General features: G+C 73.6%; 20 protein-coding genes. 11 read left to right on the forward strand and 9 right to left on the reverse strand.

What is annotated here, in order from left to right; all coding sequences use genetic code 11:
- Positions 1–47 precede the first annotated feature (47 nt).
- The gene (locus tag ACPU2J_RS10450; RefSeq protein WP_389075601.1) at positions 48–860 is read left to right on the forward strand and encodes a site-2 protease family protein; all 813 of its coding nucleotides are present in this window, start codon (positions 48–50) and stop codon (positions 858–860) included.
- 15 nt (positions 861–875) lie between these two features.
- Here the strand turns inward: ACPU2J_RS10450 and ACPU2J_RS10455 are convergent, their stop codons facing one another.
- Both ACPU2J_RS10455 and npdG read right to left on the reverse strand, forming a co-directional pair.
- The gene (locus ACPU2J_RS10455) at positions 876–1,091 is read right to left on the reverse strand and encodes a hypothetical protein (RefSeq protein ID WP_420080962.1); all 216 of its coding nucleotides are present in this window, start codon (positions 1,089–1,091) and stop codon (positions 876–878) included.
- A 101-nt stretch (positions 1,092–1,192) separates the two neighbouring features.
- Entirely contained in the window at positions 1,193–1,897 is a 705-nt protein-coding gene (gene npdG, locus ACPU2J_RS10460; RefSeq protein ID WP_399818737.1) for an NADPH-dependent F420 reductase, read from the reverse strand.
- Between the two features lie 108 nt (positions 1,898–2,005).
- Between npdG and ACPU2J_RS10465 the strand changes: the two genes are divergently transcribed.
- Positions 2,006–2,611, forward strand: a complete 606-nt coding sequence (locus tag ACPU2J_RS10465; protein WP_420080960.1) for a hypothetical protein — start codon at positions 2,006–2,008, stop codon at positions 2,609–2,611.
- Between the two features lie 21 nt (positions 2,612–2,632).
- Here the strand turns inward: ACPU2J_RS10465 and ACPU2J_RS10470 are convergent, their stop codons facing one another.
- On the reverse strand, positions 2,633–2,869 hold the full coding sequence (locus tag ACPU2J_RS10470) for a hypothetical protein (protein ID WP_420082452.1): 237 nt from the start codon (positions 2,867–2,869) through the stop codon (positions 2,633–2,635).
- Positions 2,870–2,949: 80 nt separating this feature from the next.
- On the opposite strand from ACPU2J_RS10470, the gene map reads away from it, so the two are divergent.
- Positions 2,950–3,807, forward strand: a complete 858-nt coding sequence (gene map / locus ACPU2J_RS10475) for a type I methionyl aminopeptidase (protein ID WP_361603638.1) — start codon at positions 2,950–2,952, stop codon at positions 3,805–3,807.
- A gap of 139 nt (positions 3,808–3,946) precedes the next feature.
- Positions 3,947–4,594, forward strand: a complete 648-nt coding sequence (locus ACPU2J_RS10480) for a heme oxygenase (biliverdin-producing) (protein WP_361603641.1) — start codon at positions 3,947–3,949, stop codon at positions 4,592–4,594.
- A 103-nt stretch (positions 4,595–4,697) separates the two neighbouring features.
- Here the strand turns inward: ACPU2J_RS10480 and ACPU2J_RS10485 are convergent, their stop codons facing one another.
- The 3 genes from ACPU2J_RS10485 to ACPU2J_RS10495 form a co-directional block, all read right to left on the reverse strand.
- Entirely contained in the window at positions 4,698–5,396 is a 699-nt protein-coding gene (locus ACPU2J_RS10485) for a PhzF family phenazine biosynthesis protein (protein ID WP_423833128.1), read from the reverse strand.
- A 19-nt stretch (positions 5,397–5,415) separates the two neighbouring features.
- A complete protein-coding gene (locus tag ACPU2J_RS10490; protein ID WP_423833129.1) occupies positions 5,416–6,888 on the reverse strand; it encodes an HtaA domain-containing protein in 1,473 nt (490 codons plus the stop codon).
- A gap of 64 nt (positions 6,889–6,952) precedes the next feature.
- On the reverse strand, positions 6,953–8,593 hold the full coding sequence (locus ACPU2J_RS10495) for an HtaA domain-containing protein (RefSeq protein ID WP_423833130.1): 1,641 nt from the start codon (positions 8,591–8,593) through the stop codon (positions 6,953–6,955).
- 114 nt (positions 8,594–8,707) lie between these two features.
- Here ACPU2J_RS10495 and ACPU2J_RS10500 point away from each other — a divergent pair, with 114 nt between their 5' ends.
- The 6 genes from ACPU2J_RS10500 (at position 8,708) to efeU (ending at position 15,476) form a co-directional block, all read left to right on the forward strand.
- Complete coding sequence (locus ACPU2J_RS10500; protein WP_420080956.1) at positions 8,708–9,724, forward strand: heme/hemin ABC transporter substrate-binding protein; 1,017 nt, start codon at positions 8,708–8,710, stop codon at positions 9,722–9,724.
- A gap of 1 nt (position 9,725) precedes the next feature.
- Positions 9,726–10,958 carry a FecCD family ABC transporter permease gene (locus tag ACPU2J_RS10505; RefSeq protein ID WP_420080955.1) on the forward strand — a complete coding sequence of 411 codons (1,233 nt, stop codon included), beginning with the start codon at positions 9,726–9,728 and terminating at the stop codon, positions 10,956–10,958.
- Positions 10,959–11,056: 98 nt separating this feature from the next.
- Complete coding sequence (locus tag ACPU2J_RS10510; protein WP_420082451.1) at positions 11,057–11,932, forward strand: heme ABC transporter ATP-binding protein; 876 nt, start codon at positions 11,057–11,059, stop codon at positions 11,930–11,932.
- Between the two features lie 186 nt (positions 11,933–12,118).
- The gene (gene efeO / locus ACPU2J_RS10515) at positions 12,119–13,270 is read left to right on the forward strand and encodes an iron uptake system protein EfeO (protein WP_361598300.1); all 1,152 of its coding nucleotides are present in this window, start codon (positions 12,119–12,121) and stop codon (positions 13,268–13,270) included.
- 42 nt (positions 13,271–13,312) lie between these two features.
- Positions 13,313–14,605, forward strand: a complete 1,293-nt coding sequence (gene efeB / locus ACPU2J_RS10520; RefSeq protein WP_423833131.1) for an iron uptake transporter deferrochelatase/peroxidase subunit — start codon at positions 13,313–13,315, stop codon at positions 14,603–14,605.
- A 25-nt stretch (positions 14,606–14,630) separates the two neighbouring features.
- Entirely contained in the window at positions 14,631–15,476 is an 846-nt protein-coding gene (efeU, locus tag ACPU2J_RS10525) for an iron uptake transporter permease EfeU (protein ID WP_420080953.1), read from the forward strand.
- Positions 15,477–15,536: 60 nt separating this feature from the next.
- On the opposite strand, the gene ACPU2J_RS10530 is transcribed toward efeU, so the two are convergent.
- Genes ACPU2J_RS10530 through ACPU2J_RS10540 form a run of 3 tightly spaced genes read right to left on the reverse strand, consistent with a single transcriptional unit; the run spans position 15,537 to position 17,787 of the window.
- Positions 15,537–16,112, reverse strand: a complete 576-nt coding sequence (locus tag ACPU2J_RS10530; RefSeq protein ID WP_420080952.1) for a GNAT family N-acetyltransferase — start codon at positions 16,110–16,112, stop codon at positions 15,537–15,539.
- Positions 16,109–16,972, reverse strand: coding sequence for a PhzF family phenazine biosynthesis protein (locus ACPU2J_RS10535; protein ID WP_423833132.1), 864 nt, complete (start codon positions 16,970–16,972; stop codon positions 16,109–16,111). The genes ACPU2J_RS10530 and ACPU2J_RS10535 overlap by 4 nt, the downstream gene beginning before the upstream one ends.
- 53 nt (positions 16,973–17,025) lie before the next feature.
- Positions 17,026–17,787, reverse strand: coding sequence for an SDR family oxidoreductase (locus ACPU2J_RS10540; protein WP_361598314.1), 762 nt, complete (start codon positions 17,785–17,787; stop codon positions 17,026–17,028).
- A 109-nt stretch (positions 17,788–17,896) separates the two neighbouring features.
- Between ACPU2J_RS10540 and ACPU2J_RS10545 the strand changes: the two genes are divergently transcribed.
- Positions 17,897–19,210, forward strand: coding sequence for a Bcr/CflA family multidrug efflux MFS transporter (locus ACPU2J_RS10545; protein WP_365493484.1), 1,314 nt, complete (start codon positions 17,897–17,899; stop codon positions 19,208–19,210).
- Positions 19,211–19,292: the final 82 nt, after the last annotated feature.

Raw genomic sequence — 19,292 nt, forward strand, 5'->3', positions numbered from 1 at the left:
CGGCCCCGAACCCTTTTCCGCGCGGCGCCCGGGATAGGTTTCCCCGCATGGGTCATCAGGGCGGCCGCGGCGAGCGGCGGATCAGTGCGGTATTCCTCGGTGTCGTCGCCGTCATGGCGGTCACGGGCTGGGCCACGTGGACGGGCTACTCCACGAGCACCGGGCTGGCGGTGTTCCTGTTCGTGACGTCGGCGTGGATCGTCTCGCTGTGCCTGCACGAGTACGCGCACGCCCGCACCGCCCTGCACGGCGGGGACCTGACCGTCGGCGCCAAGGGCTACCTGACGCTGAACCCCCTCAAGTACACGCACGCCCTGCTCAGCATCGTCCTGCCGGTGCTGTTCGTGATCCTCGGCGGCATCGGCCTGCCCGGCGGCGCCGTCTTCATCGAACGCCACCGGATCCGGGGCCGCTGGAAGCACAGCCTGATCTCGGCGGCGGGCCCGCTGACGAACGTGGCCTTCGCCGTCGTCTGCACGGCCCCGTTCTGGCTGGACGCCCTCGACGGGGTCCCGCAGGCCTTCCGCTACGCGCTGGCGTTCCTGGCCCTGCTCCAGGTCACGGCGGCGATCCTGAACTTCCTGCCGGTGCCGGGCCTCGACGGGTACGGGGTGATCGAGCCCTGGCTGTCGTACCGCGTCCGGCGCGAGATGGAGCCGCTGGCGCCCTTCGGGCTGATCGCGGTGTTCGCGCTGCTGTGGATCCCGGCCGTGAACGCGTTCTTCTTCGGCGTGGTCTACGACCTGCTCGGCGCGCTGGGCGTGTCGGACCTGGAGAGCTACTGCGGACGCGACCTCTACAGCTTCTGGCAGGACGCGAGCGGCGTCTGCGAGGTCCCCCTGGGCCGCGGCCGGGACTAGGGCCTGTCCGGCGGCTCAGGCCGCGGGGTGGGACCCGGCCGCCCGGGCGTCGCGCGCGGCGGCGGCCTTCTCGGCCTTCGCCTTGCGGATGTAGTACCAGGCCATGTTGGACGTGAGGCCCGCGAGCAGCACCCAGACGATCCCGATGAAGCTGCCCTCCACGAAGGCGACGACGGCCGCGGCCACGGCGAGGAGGCAGACGACAACGGCGAAGACGGCAAGGCGGGGCATGGGAGAAGCTCCTCGGGAACACTGAAGACGGTCGAGCCCCACCAGTGTCCCCCATGCCCCGCAGTGCTGCCGTAAGGACCGGGGCCCGGTGGCGGGGGCGGTCAGACGTCGGTGATGCGGAGGCCCGCGTGGGCCTTGTGGCGGCGGTTGGTGGAGATGAGGTTCGCCACGAGGCCCTCCACCTGGTGGGCGTTGCGCAGGCGGCCCGCGAAGATTCCGCGCATGCCCGGGATGCGGGCGGCGAGGGCCTGGACGATGTCGGTGTCGGCGCGGGACTCGCCGAGGACCATCACGTCGGTGTCGATCTCGTCGATCGACTCGTCCTGGAGCAGGACCGCCGACAGGTGGTGGAAGGCGGCCGTCACCCGGGAGTCGGGGAGCAGGGCGGCGGCCTGCTGGGCGGCGCTGCCCTCTTCGACGCGGAGGGCGTAGGCGCCCTGCTTGTCGAAGCCGAGCGGGTTGACGCAGTCGACGACGAGCTTGCCCGCGAGGTCCTCGCGCAGGGCTTCGAGGGTCTTGGCGTGGCCCTCCCACGGAACGGCGACGATGACGATGTCGCTGCGGCGGGCGCAGTCGGCGTTGTCGGCGCCCTCGACGCCGAGTCCCAGTTCCTCCGCGGCGGTGTGCGCGCGGTCGGCGGCGCGCGAGCCGATGATCACCTTCTGGCCGGCCCGGGCGAGGCGGTAGGCGAGGCCGCGGCCCTGGTCGCCGGTGCCGCCGAGGACGCCGACGACCAGGCCGGACACGTCGGGGAGGTCCCACGGGTCCTTGGCCGGCGGCTTCTGCGTGCTGTCTGAGGAAGTCATGGGGGCGAGCGTACTGCCGGGTAGTGCGGACCCGAAGCGATCGCCCCGGGGGGTGTCAAGTGGAAGGAACCGCTCCCCCGGGCGGGGCCTATGCGGCAGGATGCCGGCATGGACGCCGTGAGGGTCGCGCTGCTGCGCGAGGTGCTCGCCGGTACGCAGTGGCCCGGGGCCGCGCGCCGCTTCGCGGGCTCGCTGCGCCGCTCGGTCGTGCCGGCCGGCGGGAACCTGCTGCTGGTGGGGACGGAGGACTACGAGCCCTGGCACCTGGCGGCGCACCTGGTGGACGAGGCCGCCTGGTCGGGCCTGCCGGAGCTGGCGCCGACCCTGGTGCGCCACCGGGTACGGCCGGGGGCGCCCGCGCACCTGTCGGTGGGACTGGGCAGGCTGGCGGCGGCCCGGCGCGGGCACACGCTGCTGGTGGTGGCTCCGGCGGAGCCCGGCGAGGGGCTGCTGGAACGGGTGCACGACGCGCGGCGGGCGGGGGCGACCGTCCTGTCCCTGGACGGCGGGGACCGGGAGCTCGGCGCGCTCGCGCACGACGCGCTGTCGGTCCCGCCGGACGGGGCCGAGCTTGACCTGGACACCGTCCAGCACCTGGTCAGCGCGGCGACCGGGGAGAACACCCTGCCGGCGCAGCGCGGCCCGCTGCGGCTGCGGGACCGGCTGGCGCGGCTGGCCGACCAGCTGACCGCGCCGCCGCCCAGCCGCTGGTGACGGGGGCGCGCCGCCGGCCGGTCAGCCGGCGGTGCCCTCTTCGTCCTCGCGGGTCTTGTCGTTCCACTTGGGGTCGTTCTGCCATTCGAGGTTGCGTTCCTGCGCCGTCTCCATGGCGTGGTTGGCCTCCTCGGCGGTCGCGTAGGGACCGAAGCGATCCTTGGCGGGGCAGTCGGGGCCTTCCTCGACCTTCTTGTGGACCAGGCAGTAGTACCACTCGCCCGGTTTGCCCACCTGGCGCTTCTTGAACAGGGCCATCCCGTCGGGCTCCTCTCGCTGCCGCTTCACGATCTCTATGCCGCCATGCTGCCCCATCCCCGCTGGATACACTCGCTTGCATGTCCGGTCAGTCGCTGCTCGTACCAGGCGAGCTCTCTCCCGCCCGTTCCGTTCCCGGAAACATCCGCCGGCCCGAGTACGTGGGCAAGCCCGCGCCCACTCCGTACACCGGACCGGAGGTGCAGACGGCCGAGACCATCGAGGCCATGCGCATCGCCGGCCGGATCGCCGCCCAGGCGATGGAGGAGGCCGCCAAGCTGATCGCGCCGGGGGTGACCACCGACGAGCTCGACAAGGTCGCCCACGAGTACATGTGCGACCACGGCGCCTACCCGTCCACGCTCGGCTACCGCGGCTACCCGAAGTCGCTGTGCTCCTCGGTCAACGAGGTGATCTGCCACGGCATCCCCGACTCCACCGTCCTGCGCGACGGCGACATCGTGAACCTCGACGTGACGGCCTACATCGGCGGCGTGCACGGCGACAACAACGCCACCTACCTGTGCGGCGACGTGGACGAGGAGTCGCGGCTGCTGGTGGAGCGCACCCGTGAGGCGCTGGCCCGGGCCATCAAGGCCGTCAAGCCGGGCCGCCAGATCAACGTGATCGGCCGGGTCATCGAGTCGTACGCGAAGCGCTTCGGCTACGGCGTGGTCCGGGACTTCACCGGCCACGGCATCAACTCGTCCTTCCACTCCGGCCTGATCATCCCGCACTACGACAGCCCGCACGCGACCACCGTCATCGAGCCCGGGATGACGTTCACCATCGAGCCGATGCTGACGCTGGGCACGCACGACTACGACATGTGGGCCGACGGCTGGACGGTCGTCACCAAGGACCGCAAGCGGACCGCACAGTTCGAGCACACGCTCGTGGTCACCGATTCCGGGGCGGACATCCTGACCCTTCCGTGAGCGGGCAGCACCGCGGGGGCTCCCCGAATTTTTACCGACAGAACGTCGGGAACACATTGACTTAGGCATACCTAAGTAGGAGTATCGGGTGTGGCGGCGCGCTGCCGCCGCGCCTGTTTCCTCTTCCTGGAGGTCCGCCTTGGACGCCTTCTCTACGGTCATCCGCGTCGCGTCGCACGAGCAGCACACCGAGGCCGAGACGTCGACCTTCATGAGCGACCTGCTGGGCGGACGTCTCGGCGTGGACGCGTACACGCGCTACACCGAGCAGCTGTGGTTCGTGTACCGGGCCCTGGAGGACGCGGCCGAGGCGCTCAAGGACGACCCGGTCGCCGGACCGTTCATCCGGCCCGAACTGATGCGTGTCGCCGAGATCGAGCGCGACCTCGCGCACCTGCTGGGCCCGCAGTGGCGCGAGAGCGTGGTGGCCCTGCCGGCCACGGAGGCCTACGCCGCCCGCGTCGCCCAGTGCGCCGCGCAGTGGCCGGGCGGGTACGTCGCCCACCACTACACCCGCTACCTCGGCGACCTCTCCGGCGGCCAGATCATCCGCGACAAGGCCGAACGCACCTGGGGCTTCGAGCGCAAGGGCGACGGCGTCCGCTTCTACGTCTTCGCGGACATCTCCAACCCGGCGGCCTTCAAGCGGACCTACCGCGAGCTGCTCGACGCGATCGCCGCGGACGACCTGGAGAAGCAGCGCATCATCGACGAGTGCAAGCGGGCCTTCGACTTCAACGGCGCGGTCTTCCGCGAGCTGGGCGAGCAGTTCTCCCTCAGCGCGTAACCGCGACCGCGGTCACGGCCGCGGGGCCGGTCCCGGTGCACCTGGCACCGGGACCGGCCCCGCGGCCGTTTCGGGAGCGTCTCAGGAGAGCCTCGGGAGAGGCTCAGAATCCGGCGAACTGCCCGGCGCGGGCCTCCCGGCCGGCCTGTCCGGGCGCGGCGAAGCGGACGCGGCCGCCCAGTTCGATCGTGCCGTCCGCGCCGGGGGCCGTCAGGATCTGGGATCCGGCGCCCTGGGTGATGTTCAGGGCCCGGTCCAGCTGGGCCGTCAGCAGGATCGCCGCCGAACCGGTGGCCTCGTCCTCGGTGATGATCCCGTCGGGGCGGCGCGGGAAGCCGCGGGCCCGCACCCGGCCGGCCGCCTCGTCCTCCCACGCCCACGCGTACAGCCAGCCCTCACCCGGCGGCGGCGCCGGCAGCGCCTCCACCTCGGCGACCGTCGCGTACTGCTCGGTGCGCTTGCCCTCGACCCACTCGGGGCGGGCCGTGATCCAGGTGAACTCGCCGTCGTCACGGGCCCATACGGATCCGGCGGGCGGCTGCAGCTCCTCGATGTCCAGCAGCCAGGCGACCCCGACCAGCGGGTGCCCGGCGAAGGACATCCGGGTGCCGGGCGTACGGATGTCGACGACCCCGCGTTCGGGGTCGTCGACGAACACCGTCTCGCTGTAGCCGAGTTCGGCGGCCAGCGCCTGCCGGGACGCATCGTCGGGGCAGGTCCGGCCGTCGCGCACGACACCCAGAAGGTTGCCGTGGCGGCCGTCACCCGCGCAGAAGACCCTCAGCACATCGAGATCGTTCACGCGGGAATTGAAACACGGCTCAGGGCTGGGCCGTACGCCGCCTGCGCGCCAGGTGGACCGCACCGGCGCCGGCCGCGATCACCGCGCCGGAGGTGGCGAGCAGGGCTCCGGCCGGGACACCGGCGCCGGTGGCGGCGAGGTTGCCGCCCGCGGAGCCGCCGACGGAGCCGGCCGAACCGCCGCCCGCCGTGCCGCCCGTACCGCCGGTACCGCCGGTGGTCCCGCCGGTGGATCCGCCGGTGCCGCCGCCCGTCGTCCCGCCGTCGGTGGTGCCACCCGTGGACGGCAGGGTGGCGTCCTTGTCGACCGCCACGGAGAAGGTGAGCGGGTCGATCGGGTCGCCCGCCTTGTACATGGAGCCCGTCGTGTCGTTGGCGAAGGCGGCCGCGCCGTCGGCGGTGAAGGCCGCGGGGACGCCGTTCAGCGCCAGCACGCCGTTCTTCGTCCTGTAGTCGGTCTTCGACAGGTCGAGCGTGGCGAAGGCGACACCCGTCCTGCTGCCGGTGGCGTTCTTGACGTCGACGTACAGGGTGCCGGTCTTGCCGGTGGCGTCGACGCGCGGGTTGCCGAAGGTCATGTCGATACCGTGGGCGGCGTACTGGAAGCGCAGGCTGCCCTCGAAGGAGGCGTTCAGCTTCTGCTTCTTCGCGTCCAGCTCGCCCTTGCCGAAGGCGAAGTCGAAGAGCTGGCCGTTCTTGGCGGCACCGCCGGACGGGGTGATGGAGCCCGCGCCGAGCACGTAGCGGCGGAAGGACTCCTTCAGACCCCAGGTCAGCTTGCCGTTGAGGACCTTCTGCGCCCCGTCGGCGGGAGGCGTGGGGTTCTTGGTGGGAGTGGGGTCGGCGCTGGGGGTGGGTTCGGCGCTCGGGGTGGGCTTGGTCGGGGTCGGCTCCGGGGCCGGCTGCTCGAACTTCAGGCCCACGGTGAGCGGGTCGCCCGTTTTGTTCTCGTAGCCGGCGGAACCGAGCGCGTCCGCGGCCTCCTTGGTGAGGGTCGTCGCCAGGCCGGTCATCGACTGGCCGGCGAAGGCCACCGTGGCCAGCGGCACGTCCTGGGCCGTGGCACCGGACGTGGTGACGTCGGCGGTCAGCTTCTTCGTGCCGGTGTCGATGCGGATGTCGGAGAGCTTGACCTCGAAGCCGTGGCCGGTGGGCGGGGCGGGCGAGGAGAAGGTGACGCTGCCCCTGAAGGCCGCCTTCACGACGTGGCCGCCGGCCGGGTCGTACTGGCCGGTGGGCTCGGTGAACCGCAGGGTGCCGTCGGCGTTCTGCTGGGCGCCGTCCGCGACGGTGATGGTGCCCTTGGCCATGCCCGTCACGTAGGCGCGGTAGCTCGCGAGGACACCCCAGTCGAGCGTGCCGCCGACGATCTTCACGGGGCCGGTGGGCGGGCCGCCCGCGGCGCTCGCGGGCAGGGAGAAGGCGGCGGCGCCGAGCGCGGCTGCGGTCAGGACGGCGGCCGCGAGGGAGATCGGGCGGCGGGCGGTGGACATGGCGGGGGACTCCTGGGGGCGAAGGGGAAGAGTGCGGTGGTGGGAGAGGGGGCGGGCGGTACGGCTACTTCGCCGTGCCGGTGGACGGGGCCTCGGGCCCGTCCCCGGCCGGTGCGTCCGGGCCGGTCCGCCCCTCGGCGGGCTCGGCGGCGCGTCGGTCCGCGCCGCCCTCCGCGTCGGCCGCGGGCCCGGGTTCGCCGGGCGCGGCGGGTGGTTGGTCGGAGGGGGACGGGGACTCCGCCGCAGCGGCGGAGTTCCCGGAGGCGGGGGCCGGGTCGGCCACCGGTGCCGCCCCGGCCGCCGGTCCGGCGGTGGACGCGGCCCGGCGGTTGCGGGTCAGCAGGTAACCGGCACCGGCGGCCAGCAGCAGCGCGGCCACGCCGAGGGCGACGTGGAGCGCGGCGCCGGAGGAGGATCCGGCGGCCGCGGGGGCTGCCCCGACCGGGGACGCGGAGGCGGTGGCGGGTGCGGGTGCGGACGGCGCGGGCGTGGAGCCCAGGTCGGGCAGGGCCGGGAGCTGCGCCGTGGCGTCGAGGGCGACGGCCAGCGAGACCGGGTCCATCTCCGTGCCGGCCTGGTACATCGAGTTGAAGGCCTGGGAGCCGCCCTCGGTGAGCGTGGCGGGGGCCTCGCTCAGGGTGGCCAGCGCGCCCTCGGTCTTCAGGCCCTTCGCGTCGAACTCCACGAGCGGGACCGCGTTCTTCGTCGCGCCGCCGGAGGTGACGTCCGCGGACAGCACGCCCTTGCCGTTCTCCACCTTCACGCCCACCTTGCCGAAGGTCAGGTCGAGGTGGGCCCCGGTGAAGCGCACGGTCCCGGCGAAGGCCGCGTCGAGCACGCCCTTCTCCCTGTCGAACGCGCCCTTGCCCTGCGGGAAGCGGAAGAGCGCGCCGCCGTCCTGGGCGCCCTCGGCGAGGGTCCAGCCGCCCTGGCCGATCGGACCGGTGACGTACTCGCGGAAGGTGCGCCGCACCCCCCAGTCGACGGCGGCGTCGGCGAAGGCGCCGGGCGCCTGCGGGGCGGTGGCCGCGGCCGCCGCCGTGGCGCTGGGCTGCGCGGCCGGCGACTGGGCGGGGGCCTGCGCGGGGGCCTCGCGCACGTCGGCGGAGAGCGAGACCGGGTCGAGCTGCGCACCGGCCGGGTAGTAGCCCGCGAAGGCCTCGGCGCCCTGTGCGGTGAGCGTGGCCGGGATGCCGGTCAGGGCGAGGGGGCTGCGGGCGCCCTTCATGTCGATGCCGCCGAGTCCCAGCGTGGCGAACGGCACCTGGGAGCGGCTGCTGACGGCTCCGCCGCCCTTGGCCTTGCTGGAGACGTCCACGTACAGGGTGCCGCGGCCGCCGCTGATCCTGACCGTGGGGCGGCTGATGGTCATGTCCAGCTCGTACGCGCCGTCGGGCTTGCGGTGGCCCGTGAAGGACACTCCGCCGGTGTACGCGGCCTCGAAGGTGCCGCTGCCGGGGTCGTATGAGCCGGTGGCCGAGTGGAAGCGGAACAGGCTGCCGCCCACGGTCGCGGCGCCGCCCTTCAGCTTGAAACCGCCTTTTGCGATCGGCCCGGTGACATAACTCTGGAAGGACGCCTTGATGCCCCAGTCGAGCCGGCCGCCCTGCACGGTGCCCGCGTGGGCGGCGCTCGCCGGGAGCAGGGCCCCCAACAGGGCCGCCAGCAGGGCGACGGTGAGCGTACGGACGGGTCTCATGGGCATGACTGCCCCCTCCAGGGTCTGGCGAGCAAGGTTAGGCTAACCTAAGCTAAACCCGGACCGGATGAGAACACCCGGTCCCCAGAACCTCAGCCGGACGACCAGGACGGTGCCTTCGTGCCTACGCCCGCCGCGTCACACCGCTTTCCCCGTCTCGCCGTTGCCGTGGCAGCACTGGCACTCGCGCTGACGGCCTGCGGAGGTACGGCCACCACCCCCACCCCGCCCGCACCCGCCGCCCAGGCGGTCCCGGACCGGGTGGAACCCCTGGCCCCGGCACCCCGGCCGGCCCTGCCCGTCACGGTGCCCTCCGCCGACGGCGGCCAGGTCACCGTCACCGCGGCCGACCGCGTCGTCCCGCTGACCGGCAGCCTCAACGAGATCGTCCACACCCTCGGCCTCGGCGCCCAGGTCGTCGCCCGCGACATCACCGCCACCTTCGAACAGGCCGCCGCACTGCCGGTGGTGACCCGTGGCCACGACGTCTCCGCCGAGAGCGTGCTCTCGCTGCGCCCGACGCTCGTCCTGGCGGAGACCACCACGGGCCCCGCCGAAGCCGTCCAGCAGATCCGCGACGCCGGGATCCCGGTCCTGGTCGTCGCCCCGGCCAAGTCCCTGGACGACGTCCCCCGGCGGATCGACACGGTGGCCACGGCGCTCGGCGTCAAGGAGGCCGGAACGCAGCTCAACCAGCGCACCGCCGACCGGATCGCCGCCGCCCGCAAGGGCGTTCCGGCCGCCTCGGGCAAGCAGCCGCGGGTGGCCTTCCTCTACCTGCGCGGCACCGCGTCGGTGTACCTCCTGGGCGGCTCGGACTCCGGGGCCGCCTCGCTCCTCGAAGCGGCCGGCGCGGTCGACACCGGCAAGGACTCCGGACTCGGCAAGGACTTCACCCCGATCACCAGCGAGGCCCTCGCGGCCGCCGCGCCCGACGCGATCCTGGTCATGTCCAAGGGCCTCGAATCCGTCGGCGGCATCGACGGCCTCGTGAACATCCCGGGCGTCGCCCAGACCCCGGCCGGCATGGACCGCCGCGTGCTCACCGTCGACGACGGCGTCCTCCTCAACTACGGCCCCCGCACCGACCAGGTCCTCTCCTCCCTGATCGCCCAGCTCTACGGCAAGGGAGCCTGAGATGCCCCTCTCCCCCGCCGCGCACGACCCGGCCGGGGCCGGGTGGGTGTCGGGGCGCTCCCCGCAGGGCGCCGAACGCACCGCCGCCGCACCGTCCGACCCCGCGCACCGTTCGGCGTCCGAGGAGACGCCCCGGCGCACACCCGGCCCCACCGAAGCCGAGCCCGCCCCGGCCGAGCCCGCCGCAGGCGGCCCGGCCGCAGGACGGCACGGCCGCGCCGCCCTGCTCACCGCCGCCCTGACCGCCGCCCTGCTGCTCCTCGCCCTCCTCTCCGCCGGAATCGGCGCGTACCACATCCCCACCGCCGACGTCCTCGCCTCCGTCCAGCACCACCTGGGCCTCGGCGGGGCACCGCTCGACCGGGTCGGCGAGAGCGTGCTGTGGAACGTACGCCTCCCCCGCGTCGCCCTCGCCCTGCTCGTCGGCGCGAGCCTCGGCTGCGCCGGAGCGCTCATGCAGGGCGTCTTCGGCAACCCGCTCGCCGAGCCCGGCGTCATCGGCATCTCGGCCGGCGCCGCCGTCGGCGCGGTCGCCGCCATCGGCCTGGGCCTGAGCTTCTTCGGCAACTGGACCATCACCGCCTGCGCGTTCACCGCGGGCCTGATCACCGTCAGCGCCGTCTACCTCCTCTCCCGCAACGGCGGGAGGACGGAGGTCGTCACGCTCATCCTCACCGGCATCGCCGTGAACGCGTTCGCGGGCGCCCTCATCGGCCTGTTCGTCTTCTTCGCCGACTCCGGCCAGGTCAACCAGATCACCTTCTGGCAGCTGGGCTCCCTCGCGCAGGCCACCTGGCCCAAGGTGCTCGCGGTCCTCCCGTGCGCCCTCGCCGGTCTGCTCGTCGCCCCCTTCTACGCCCGCCGCCTCGACCTCCTCTCCCTCGGCGAGGGGCCCGCCCGCCACCTCGGCATCGACGTCGAACGGCTGCGCCGCGCCCTCATCCTGGTCGTCGCCCTGCTCACCGCGGCCGCGGTCGCCGTCGCCGGCGTCATCACCTTCATCGGCCTGCTCGTCCCGCACCTGCTGCGCATGGCCAACGGCCCCGGCCACCGCTTCCTGGTGCCGGGGAGCGCCCTGGCCGGTGCCGTGGTCCTGGCCGCCGGCGACCTGGCCGCCCGGACCCTCGCCCAGCCCGCCGAGCTGCCGCTCGGTGTGCTGACCGCCCTGATCGGCAGCCCGTTCTTCTTCTGGCTGCTGCGTCGCACCCGCCGCAAGCAAGGAGGCTGGGCGTGACCCGCGCGACCACCGCACACACCGAAGACGCCACAGACGCCACAGACACCCGGGACCATCGGGACGCCACCGTCACCGCCGGATCCGGGCGCGGCCCCCTGGCCCGCCTCCTCGGCCGCAACCGCCGCGCCGTCCCGGCCCGTCCCGCCCCCGGCTCGCCGCTCGCCGAGGCCGTGGACCTGCACGTCCGGCTGGGGCAGCGCGAGATCCTGGCCGGCATCGACCTGACCGCCCGGGCGGGCGAGGTGCTCGCCCTGGTCGGCCCGAACGGCGCCGGGAAGTCCACCCTCCTCGGCGCCCTGGCCGCCGACCTGCCCGCCGCCTCCGGCGAGGTCCGCATCGACGGCCGCCCGGTGACCGGCTGGAGCGCACCCGAGCTCGCGCTGCGCCGCTCGGTCCTGCCCCAGTCGGCCTCGCTGTCCTTCCCGTTCCCCGTCGAGGACGTCGTACGGATGGGCCGCGCCCCCTGGGCCGGCACCCCCCTCGCCGAGGACGACGAGGAGGCGGTGGCCTCCGCCATGGCCGCGTCCCAGGTCACCGCGTTCGCCGCCCGCCCCTTCTCCGCGCTCTCCGGCGGCGAGCGGGCCCGGGTCGCGCTGGCCCGCGTCCTGGCCCAGCGGGCGCCGCTGCTCCTGCTGGACGAACCCACCGCCGCCCTCGACCTGCGCCACCAGGAACTCGTGCTGCGCCTGTGCCGCGAGCGGGTCGGCGCGGGGGACGCGGTCGTGGTGGTCCTGCACGACCTGGGGCTGGCGGCCGCCTACGCCGACCGGGTGGCGGTCCTGCACGGCGGCCGGATCGCCGTGGCCGGCCCGCCCGCCGAGGTGTTCGAGGACGCGCTGCTGAGCCGGGTGTACCGGCAGCCGGTCGAGGTGCTCCCCCACCCCCGGACGGGGGTACCCCTGGTGGTCCCCGTACGCGGCGGCACGGAGGACACGGCGCCTTCCACGATGCGGAAGAGCCTCCGGATTTGACCGGTGCTTGACCGGCCCTTGAGGCGGCCGTGGAGCGCCCGTGACGGCCTCGTGTCCGGGGACGAAAGGTGCGACCCGAATCACTGCGCGACGGGGTATCGGACAGGTAAGGCTCGGTTAAGTTAGGTCCGCCTCACCGGCCTCTCCCCCTTGGGACGGCCCACGTCCGACGCCCAGGAGCCCCCTATGCGCCCCGCCCGCCTCACCGTCGCAGCCGCCTCCGTCGCGGCCGCGCTGACCGTCGTCACGGCCTGTTCCCAGAAGAGCGACTCGGGCGGCGACGACGCGATCAAGGTGGCGGCGTCCGACAGCGCCTGCGAGGTGTCGAAGACGGAGTTCCCCGCCGGCAAGGTGCAGATCGACGTCGAGAACAAGGGCGCCAAGGTCACCGAGGTCTACGTCCTCTTCCCGGACGCCCGCATCGTCACCGAGCGGGAGAACATCGGCCCGGGCACCAAGGCGTCCATCACCGCCGAGATCAAGGCGGGCGACTACGAGATCGTCTGCAAGCCCGGCATGAAGGGCGACGGCATCGCGCAGAAGGTCAAGGCGACCGGCGCCCAGGGCAGCGGCGAGAAGCGCAGCCCCGAGGCGGACGCCGCCGTCGCCGCCTACCGCGCGTACGTGGTCAAGCAGGCCGAGGAGACCCTGCCCAAGGCGCAGGCCTTCGCCGACGCGGTCAAGGCCGGCGACGTCGAGGCCGCCAAGAAGGCGTACGCGCCGTCCCGCATCGGCTGGGAGCGCACCGAGCCGGTCGCCGAGTCCTTCGGCGACATCGACCCGAAGGTCGACGTCCGCGAGGACGGCCTGGAGGCCGGCCAGGACCCGGCGAAGGACTGGACGGGCTGGCACCGCCTGGAGAAGTCCCTGTGGGCCGACAACAAGATCGACGACAACGACAAGAAGCTCGCCGACACCCTGATCGCCGACCTGACCGACTGGCAGAAGAAGGTCGGCCAGGCGGAGATCACCCCGACCTCGATCGCGAACGGCGCCAAGGAGCTCCTCGACGAGGTCGCCACCGGCAAGGTCACCGGCGAGGAGGAGCGCTACTCCCACACCGACCTGGTCGACTTCAAGGCCAACGTCGAGGGCGCTCAGCAGGCCTACGAGCTGCTCAAGCCGATCGCCGGGAAGAACGACCCGGAGCTGGCCAAGCAGCTCGACACCCAGTTCGCGGCGCTGAACACCCTCCTGGACAAGTACCGCGCCGACAAGACCTCCTACGAGTTCACCTCGTACGACAAGGTCGGCGAGGCGGAGCGCAAGGAGCTCTCCGACGGTGTCAACGCGCTCGCGGAGCCGCTGTCCAAGCTGGCCGCCGCGGTCGCGAAGTAGCGGTCGGACCGGAAGCGGACGAACAGCGGACGGGAGCGGACGATGACCGAGCAACAGGCGGCTGCCGGGCAGCCGGACCAGGACGACCGCGGCGCACCGGCGGCGCCCGGGGCCGCGCCCTCCCGGCGCGCGGTGCTGGGCTGGGGCGGGGCCGGGCTCGCGCTCGGCGCCGCCGCGGCCGGCGGCGCGGCCGCGGCGTTCGGCGGCGGGTCGGACATGGTGTCGGCGGCGGCCGCGGGGGCGGCCGTGCCGTTCCACGGCGAGCACCAGGCCGGCATCGCGAGCGCGGTGCAGGACCGGCTGCACTTCGCGGCCTTCGACGTGAAGAAGAAGGACCGCGCGGAGCTGGTGGCGCTGCTGAAGGAGTGGACGGCGGCGGCCCGGCTGATGACGGCGGGCCGGCCGGTCGGCGACGTGTACGAGGGCCTGCCGGAGGCACCGCCGACCGACACCGGCGAGGCCCTCGGGCTGAAGGCCTCCCGGCTGACCCTCACGATCGGCTTCGGTCCGGGCCTGTTCGCCAAGGACCGGTTCGGGCTGGAGGGCAGGCGCCCCGAGGCGCTGGTGGACCTGGAGCAGTTCCCCGGTGACAACCTGGACCCGGCCCGCTCCGGCGGCGACCTCTGCGTCCAGGCCTGCGCCGACGACCCTCAGGTCGCCGTGCACGCCGTCCGCCAGCTGGCCCGGATCGGCTTCGGCCGGGTCGCGGTGCGCTGGTCGCAGCTCGGCTTCGGCAAGACCTCCTCGACGACGCCGGACGAGCAGACCCCGCGCAACATGATGGGTTTCAAGGACGGCACCCGGAACATCTCCGGCACCGACGACGCGGCCCTGGCCGAGCACGTGTGGGTCGGCGCGGGCGACGGCAGCGACTGGCTGACCGGCGGCTCGTACCTGGTGGCGCGCCGGATCCGGATGAACATCGAGACCTGGGACCGGACCTCGCTGCGGGAGCAGGAGGACATCTTCGGCCGCGACAAGGGCGAGGGCGCCCCCGTGGGCAAGTCCAGGGAACGCGACGAGCCCTTCCTGAAGGCGATGAAGCCGGAGGCGCACGTCCGTCTCGCGCACCCGGACACCAACAACGGTGCGACGATCCTGCGGCGCGGTTACTCCTTCACGGACGGCACGGACGGTCTGGGCCGCCTCGACGCGGGTCTGTTCTTCCTCGCCTACCAGCGCGACGTCCGCAGGGGCTTCGTCCCGATCCAGCGCAGCCTGGCGAAGTCCGACGTCCTCAACGAATACATCCAGCACGTGGGTTCGGCCGTCTTCGCCGTCCCGCCGGGCGTCCGCGACACGGACGACTGGTGGGGCCGGACGCTGTTCGCGTGAGATTCCTCCGGAGGGGAAGGACGCCGTGTTCGGCAACTATCTGATCGGCCTGCGCGAGGGGCTGGAGGCCAGCCTGGTCGTCTGCATCCTCGTCGCCTACCTGGTGAAGACCGACCGCCGGGACGCCCTGCGTCCGGTGTGGCTGGGCATCGGGATCGCCTGCGCGCTCTCGCTGTCCTTCGGCGCGCTGCTCGAATTCGGCACGCAGGAGCTGACCTTCGAGGCGCAGGAGCTGATCGGCGGGAGCCTGTCGATCGTCTCGGTGGGCCTGGTGACGTGGATGGTCTTCTGGATGAAGCGCACGGCGCGGCATCTGAAGGCCGAGCTGCACGGGCGGCTCGACACGGCGCTCGCCATGGGCACGGGCGCGCTGGTGGCCACGGCGTTCCTGGCCGTGGGCCGGGAGGGTCTGGAGACGGCGCTGTTCGTGTGGGCGTCGGTGCGGGCCAGCGGTGAGGGGTCCTCGGCTCCGCTGATCGGGGTGCTGCTGGGCATCGCGACGGCCGTCGTCCTCGGCTGGCTCTTCTACCGGGGTGCGCTGCGGATCGACCTGGCGCGGTTCTTCCGGTGGACGGGCGCGATGCTGGTGGTCGTGGCCGCGGGCGTGCTCGCGTACGGGGTGCACGACCTCCAGGAGGCCCGCTTCCTGGGCGGTCTGGGGAACAAGGCCTTCGACGTGAGCGAGACCGTCCCGCCGGACAGCTGGTACGGCACCCTGCTCAAGGGCGTCCTCAACTTCCAGCCGGATCCCACGGTCCTGCAGGTCGTGGTGTGGGTGCTGTACGTGGTGCCCGTGCTGGTGCTGTTCTTCGCCGGCCGGAACCGGTCGGCGGCTCCCCCGCTGCGGCCCGCGGACTCCCCGGCGGGCTGACCGGGCGGGCCGCGCCGGCGGGACCCGACGGCGGGCTGTGGTGGCGGGCCCGCGGGCCGGTCACCACAGCCTGTCGATGTTTCCGGGGTGGAGCGGGACGCGGACGCCGGTGAAGGCCCTGCGGTCCCGGTCCGGGGTGTCCGAGAAGAAGGCCGCCGGCACCACCTTGTCGAAGCCGGGGGCGTCGGTGGCCAGCGGCTCCTCGGGGGTGCCGCCGACGAGCACGGTGCCCGGGAGCGGCGGGAATCCGGCCGCCGTGTAGAAGGGCGCGAGGGGCCGGTCGCAGCTGAACAGCGCCAGGTCCACGGCCGGGTCCGCGGCCAGTTCCGCGCGGGCGGCCGCGACCAGCAGGCCGCCGAGCCCCCGGCCGCGCAGCGCGGACCGGGTCACGACGGAGCTCAGCCCGGCCGCGCGGTGGGTGCGTCCGCCGAGGCGGATCTCCTTGTGCAGCAGGGACAGGGCGGCGGCGACGGTGCCGTCCTCCCCGAGGAGCAGGAGGCTGCGGGGCGCCAGGGCGGGGTCGTGCCCCGGGGCGGAGCCGGGCCAGGCCTCCGCCTCCAGGGCGGCGACCTGGGCGGCGAGCCCCGCGGGCACGTCGGCCTCGGCGAAGCAGACCACGTACGGGTCCCTGCTCACGGGATGCGGACCGCCGCCCCGCCGACGCGCACCCTGGGGTCGCCCGCGCGCAGTTCGACGGTGAGGACGCCGGGGCGGCCCATGTCCTCGCCCTGGTGCAGGGTCAGTACGGCGTCCTGCGGGACGAGGCCCAGCTCCCGGGCGTACGCGCCGAAGGCGGCGGCCGCGGCGCCGGTGGCGGGGTCCTCGACGACCCCGCCGACCGGGAAGGGGTCGCGTACGTGGAACAGCGCCGGGCCGGCCCGGTGCACGAGCTGGACGGTGGTGAGGTCCAGGCGGCGCATCAGCGCCTCCAGGCGGGCGAAGTCGTAGTGGAGGTCGGCGAGGCGGTCGCGGGTGGCGGCACCGAGGACGAGGTGGCGGGCCCCGGCGTAGGCGATCCGCGGCGGGATCGCCGGGTCGAGGTCCGCCGCCGGCCAGTCCAGTGCGGCCAGCGCCTCGGCCAGGTCGGCCGCGCCGATCTCCTCGGTGTGCGGCTCGACGCTGGTGAGCGTGGCCCGCGGGCGGCCGTCCGCGACGGTCACGGACACCGGGACGGTGCCGGCGCGGGTGGCGAAGAGGAGCTCGCCGGGTCCGATCCGTTCGGCGAGGGCCACGGCCGTGGCCACGGTGGCGTGCCCGCAGAAGGGGACCTCCGCCTTGGGGCTGAAGTACCGCACGGTGAAGGCGCGTCCCGGGGCGCCGCCGAGCCCCTCGGGCGGGGCGGTCAGGAAGGCCGTCTCGCTGTACCCCAGCCCTGCGGCGATCGCCAGCATGGCGGCGTCGTCGAGCCCGGCCGCGCCCGGCACGACCCCGGCGGGGTTGCCGCCGTCCGGGTCGTCGGAGAACGCGGTGTAGCGCAGTACCTCGGTTTCGGTCATGCGGTCATGATCGTCGCCGCCCGGCGCCGTGGCAACGGGCCCGGGACGGGGGTTCAGCCGCGGCCGATGTAGGGCATCGAGGTGGCCATCACGGTGGCGAACTGGACGTTCGCCTCCAGCGGGAGCTCCGCCATGTGCAGCACCGTGCGGGCCACGTCGGCGGCGTCCATCACCGGTTCCACGGCGAGCTGCCCGTTCGCCTGGAGGATGCCGGTCTGCATGCGCTCGGTCATCTCGGTCGCCGCGTTGCCGATGTCGATCTGGCCGCAGGCGATGCGGTAGGGCCGCCCGTCCAGCGACAGGGACTTGGTCAGGCCGGTCATGGCGTGCTTGGTCGCGGTGTAGGCGATGGAGTGCGGCCGGGGCACGTGGGCGGAGATGGAGCCGTTGTTGATGATGCGGCCGCCCTGCGGGTCCTGCTGCTTCATCTGCCGGAAGGCGGCCTGGGCGCAGAGGAAGGCACCGGTGAGGTTGACGTCGACGACGGAGCGCCAGGCCTCGGGGGTGAGGTCCTCCAGCGCGACACCGCCGGGGCCGAAGGTGCCCGCGTTGTTGAAGAGGAGGTCGAGGCGGCCGTGGCGGGCGCGCACCGACTCGAACAGTCCAGTGACGTCGTGCGGGTCGCTGACGTCCGTCCGGACGCACAGGACGTCGGCGCCGGGGCCGGCCGCCCGGGCGGTGTCCTCCAGGGGTTCGGTCCGGCGGCCGGCCAGGGCCACGGCCCATCCGGCGGCGGCCAGGGCGAGGGCCACCGAGCGGCCGATCCCGGAACCCGCGCCGGTCACGACGGCGATCTTCTTCGTACGTTCGTCCATGGGGCCGCAGGGTACGTCACGGCGCGCTCGGGTCCCCGGACGTTCCGATTGCTGAGAGCATGGGTCGGTCAGGGGTGCATATGAGCAGATGAGAAGACTGGAGTTCCGCATGTCGGAGAGAGGCCCCGCGACGGCTCCCTCGCACGACCCGTCGCCCGATTCGCCCTCCGTCCCCCTCGCCACGGCGCCCCTGAAGGCCGCACGCCGCACGGGCCTGCTGGTCACGTTCATACTGGGCGGGCTGACCGCCCTCCCCCCGCTGTCCATGGACATGTACCTGCCGGCGCTGCCGCAGGTCACCGACGCCCTGAACAGTCCCGCCGCGACCGTCCAGCTCACCCTGACGGCCTGCCTGGCCGGCATGGCCCTGGGCCAGCTGGTCATCGGCCCCATGAGCGACCGGTGGGGCCGCCGCCGGCCGCTGCTCGCCGGCATGGTCGTCTACGTCCTGGCCACCGCGATCTGCGCACTCGCCCCCACCGCCGAACTGCTGATCTCCTTCCGGCTGCTCCAGGGCCTGGCCGGGTCCGCGGGGGTGGTCATCGCGCGGGCCGTCGTACGCGACCTGTACGACGGCGACGAGATGGCCCGGTTCTTCTCCACCCTGATGCTCATCTCGGGCGCCGCCCCGATCGTCGCGCCCCTCATCGGCGGCCAGGTGCTGCGCTTCTCCGACTGGCGGGGCGTCTTCCTCGTCCTGACCGCGGTCGGCGCCGTGCTCACCCTGACGGTCTGGCGCAGCCTCCACGAGACGCTGCCGCCCGAGCGCCGGCACACCGGCGGCGTCGGCTCGGCGCTGCGGACCATGCGCGGGCTGCTCGGCGACCGCGTCTTCGCTGGCTACACCCTGACCGGCGGCTTCGCCTTCGCCGTGCTCTTCTCCTACATCTCCGCCTCCCCCTTCGTGATCCAGGAGATCTACGGGGCTTCGCCGCAGGCCTTCGCCCTGCTCTTCGGACTCAACTCCGTCGGCCTGATCCTCGTCGGCCAGATCAACGGCAAGCTGCTGGTCGGCCGGGTCCGCCTGGACAAGGTGCTGGGCCTCGGGCTCGCCGTGGTCACCGCCGCGGCCGTGTCGCTGCTGCTGATGGCGACGGGCGTCTTCGGCGAGGTCGGGCTGACGCCCGTCGCCTCCGCCCTGTTCGTGCTCATGTCGGCGATGGGCGTGGTGCTCCCGAACACCAACGCGCAGGCCCTGATGCGGACCCCGCACGCCGCCGGATCGGCCTCCGCGCTGCTCGGCACGGCCTCGTTCCTGATCGGTGCGATCGCCTCGCCGCTGGTGGGGATCGCCGGCGAGGACACGGCCGTGCCGATGGCGCTGGTGCAGCTGGTGTGCGCGGTGCTGTCGGTGAGCTGCTTCCTGGGCCTGTGCCGGCCCTGGCAGAAGCGGGACGTACCGGCCGGTCCCGCCCGGGCCTGAGCCCGGACCCGGGCGCCGGGCCGGTTCGCCGGCCGGCCGGGCCGCCCGGTCCGGCCGCGGTCCCGCGTCACCGTAAAATCGG

Source organism: Streptomyces manipurensis, from assembly GCF_049570255.1.
GTDB classification, from domain to species: domain Bacteria; phylum Actinomycetota; class Actinomycetes; order Streptomycetales; family Streptomycetaceae; genus Streptomyces; species Streptomyces manipurensis.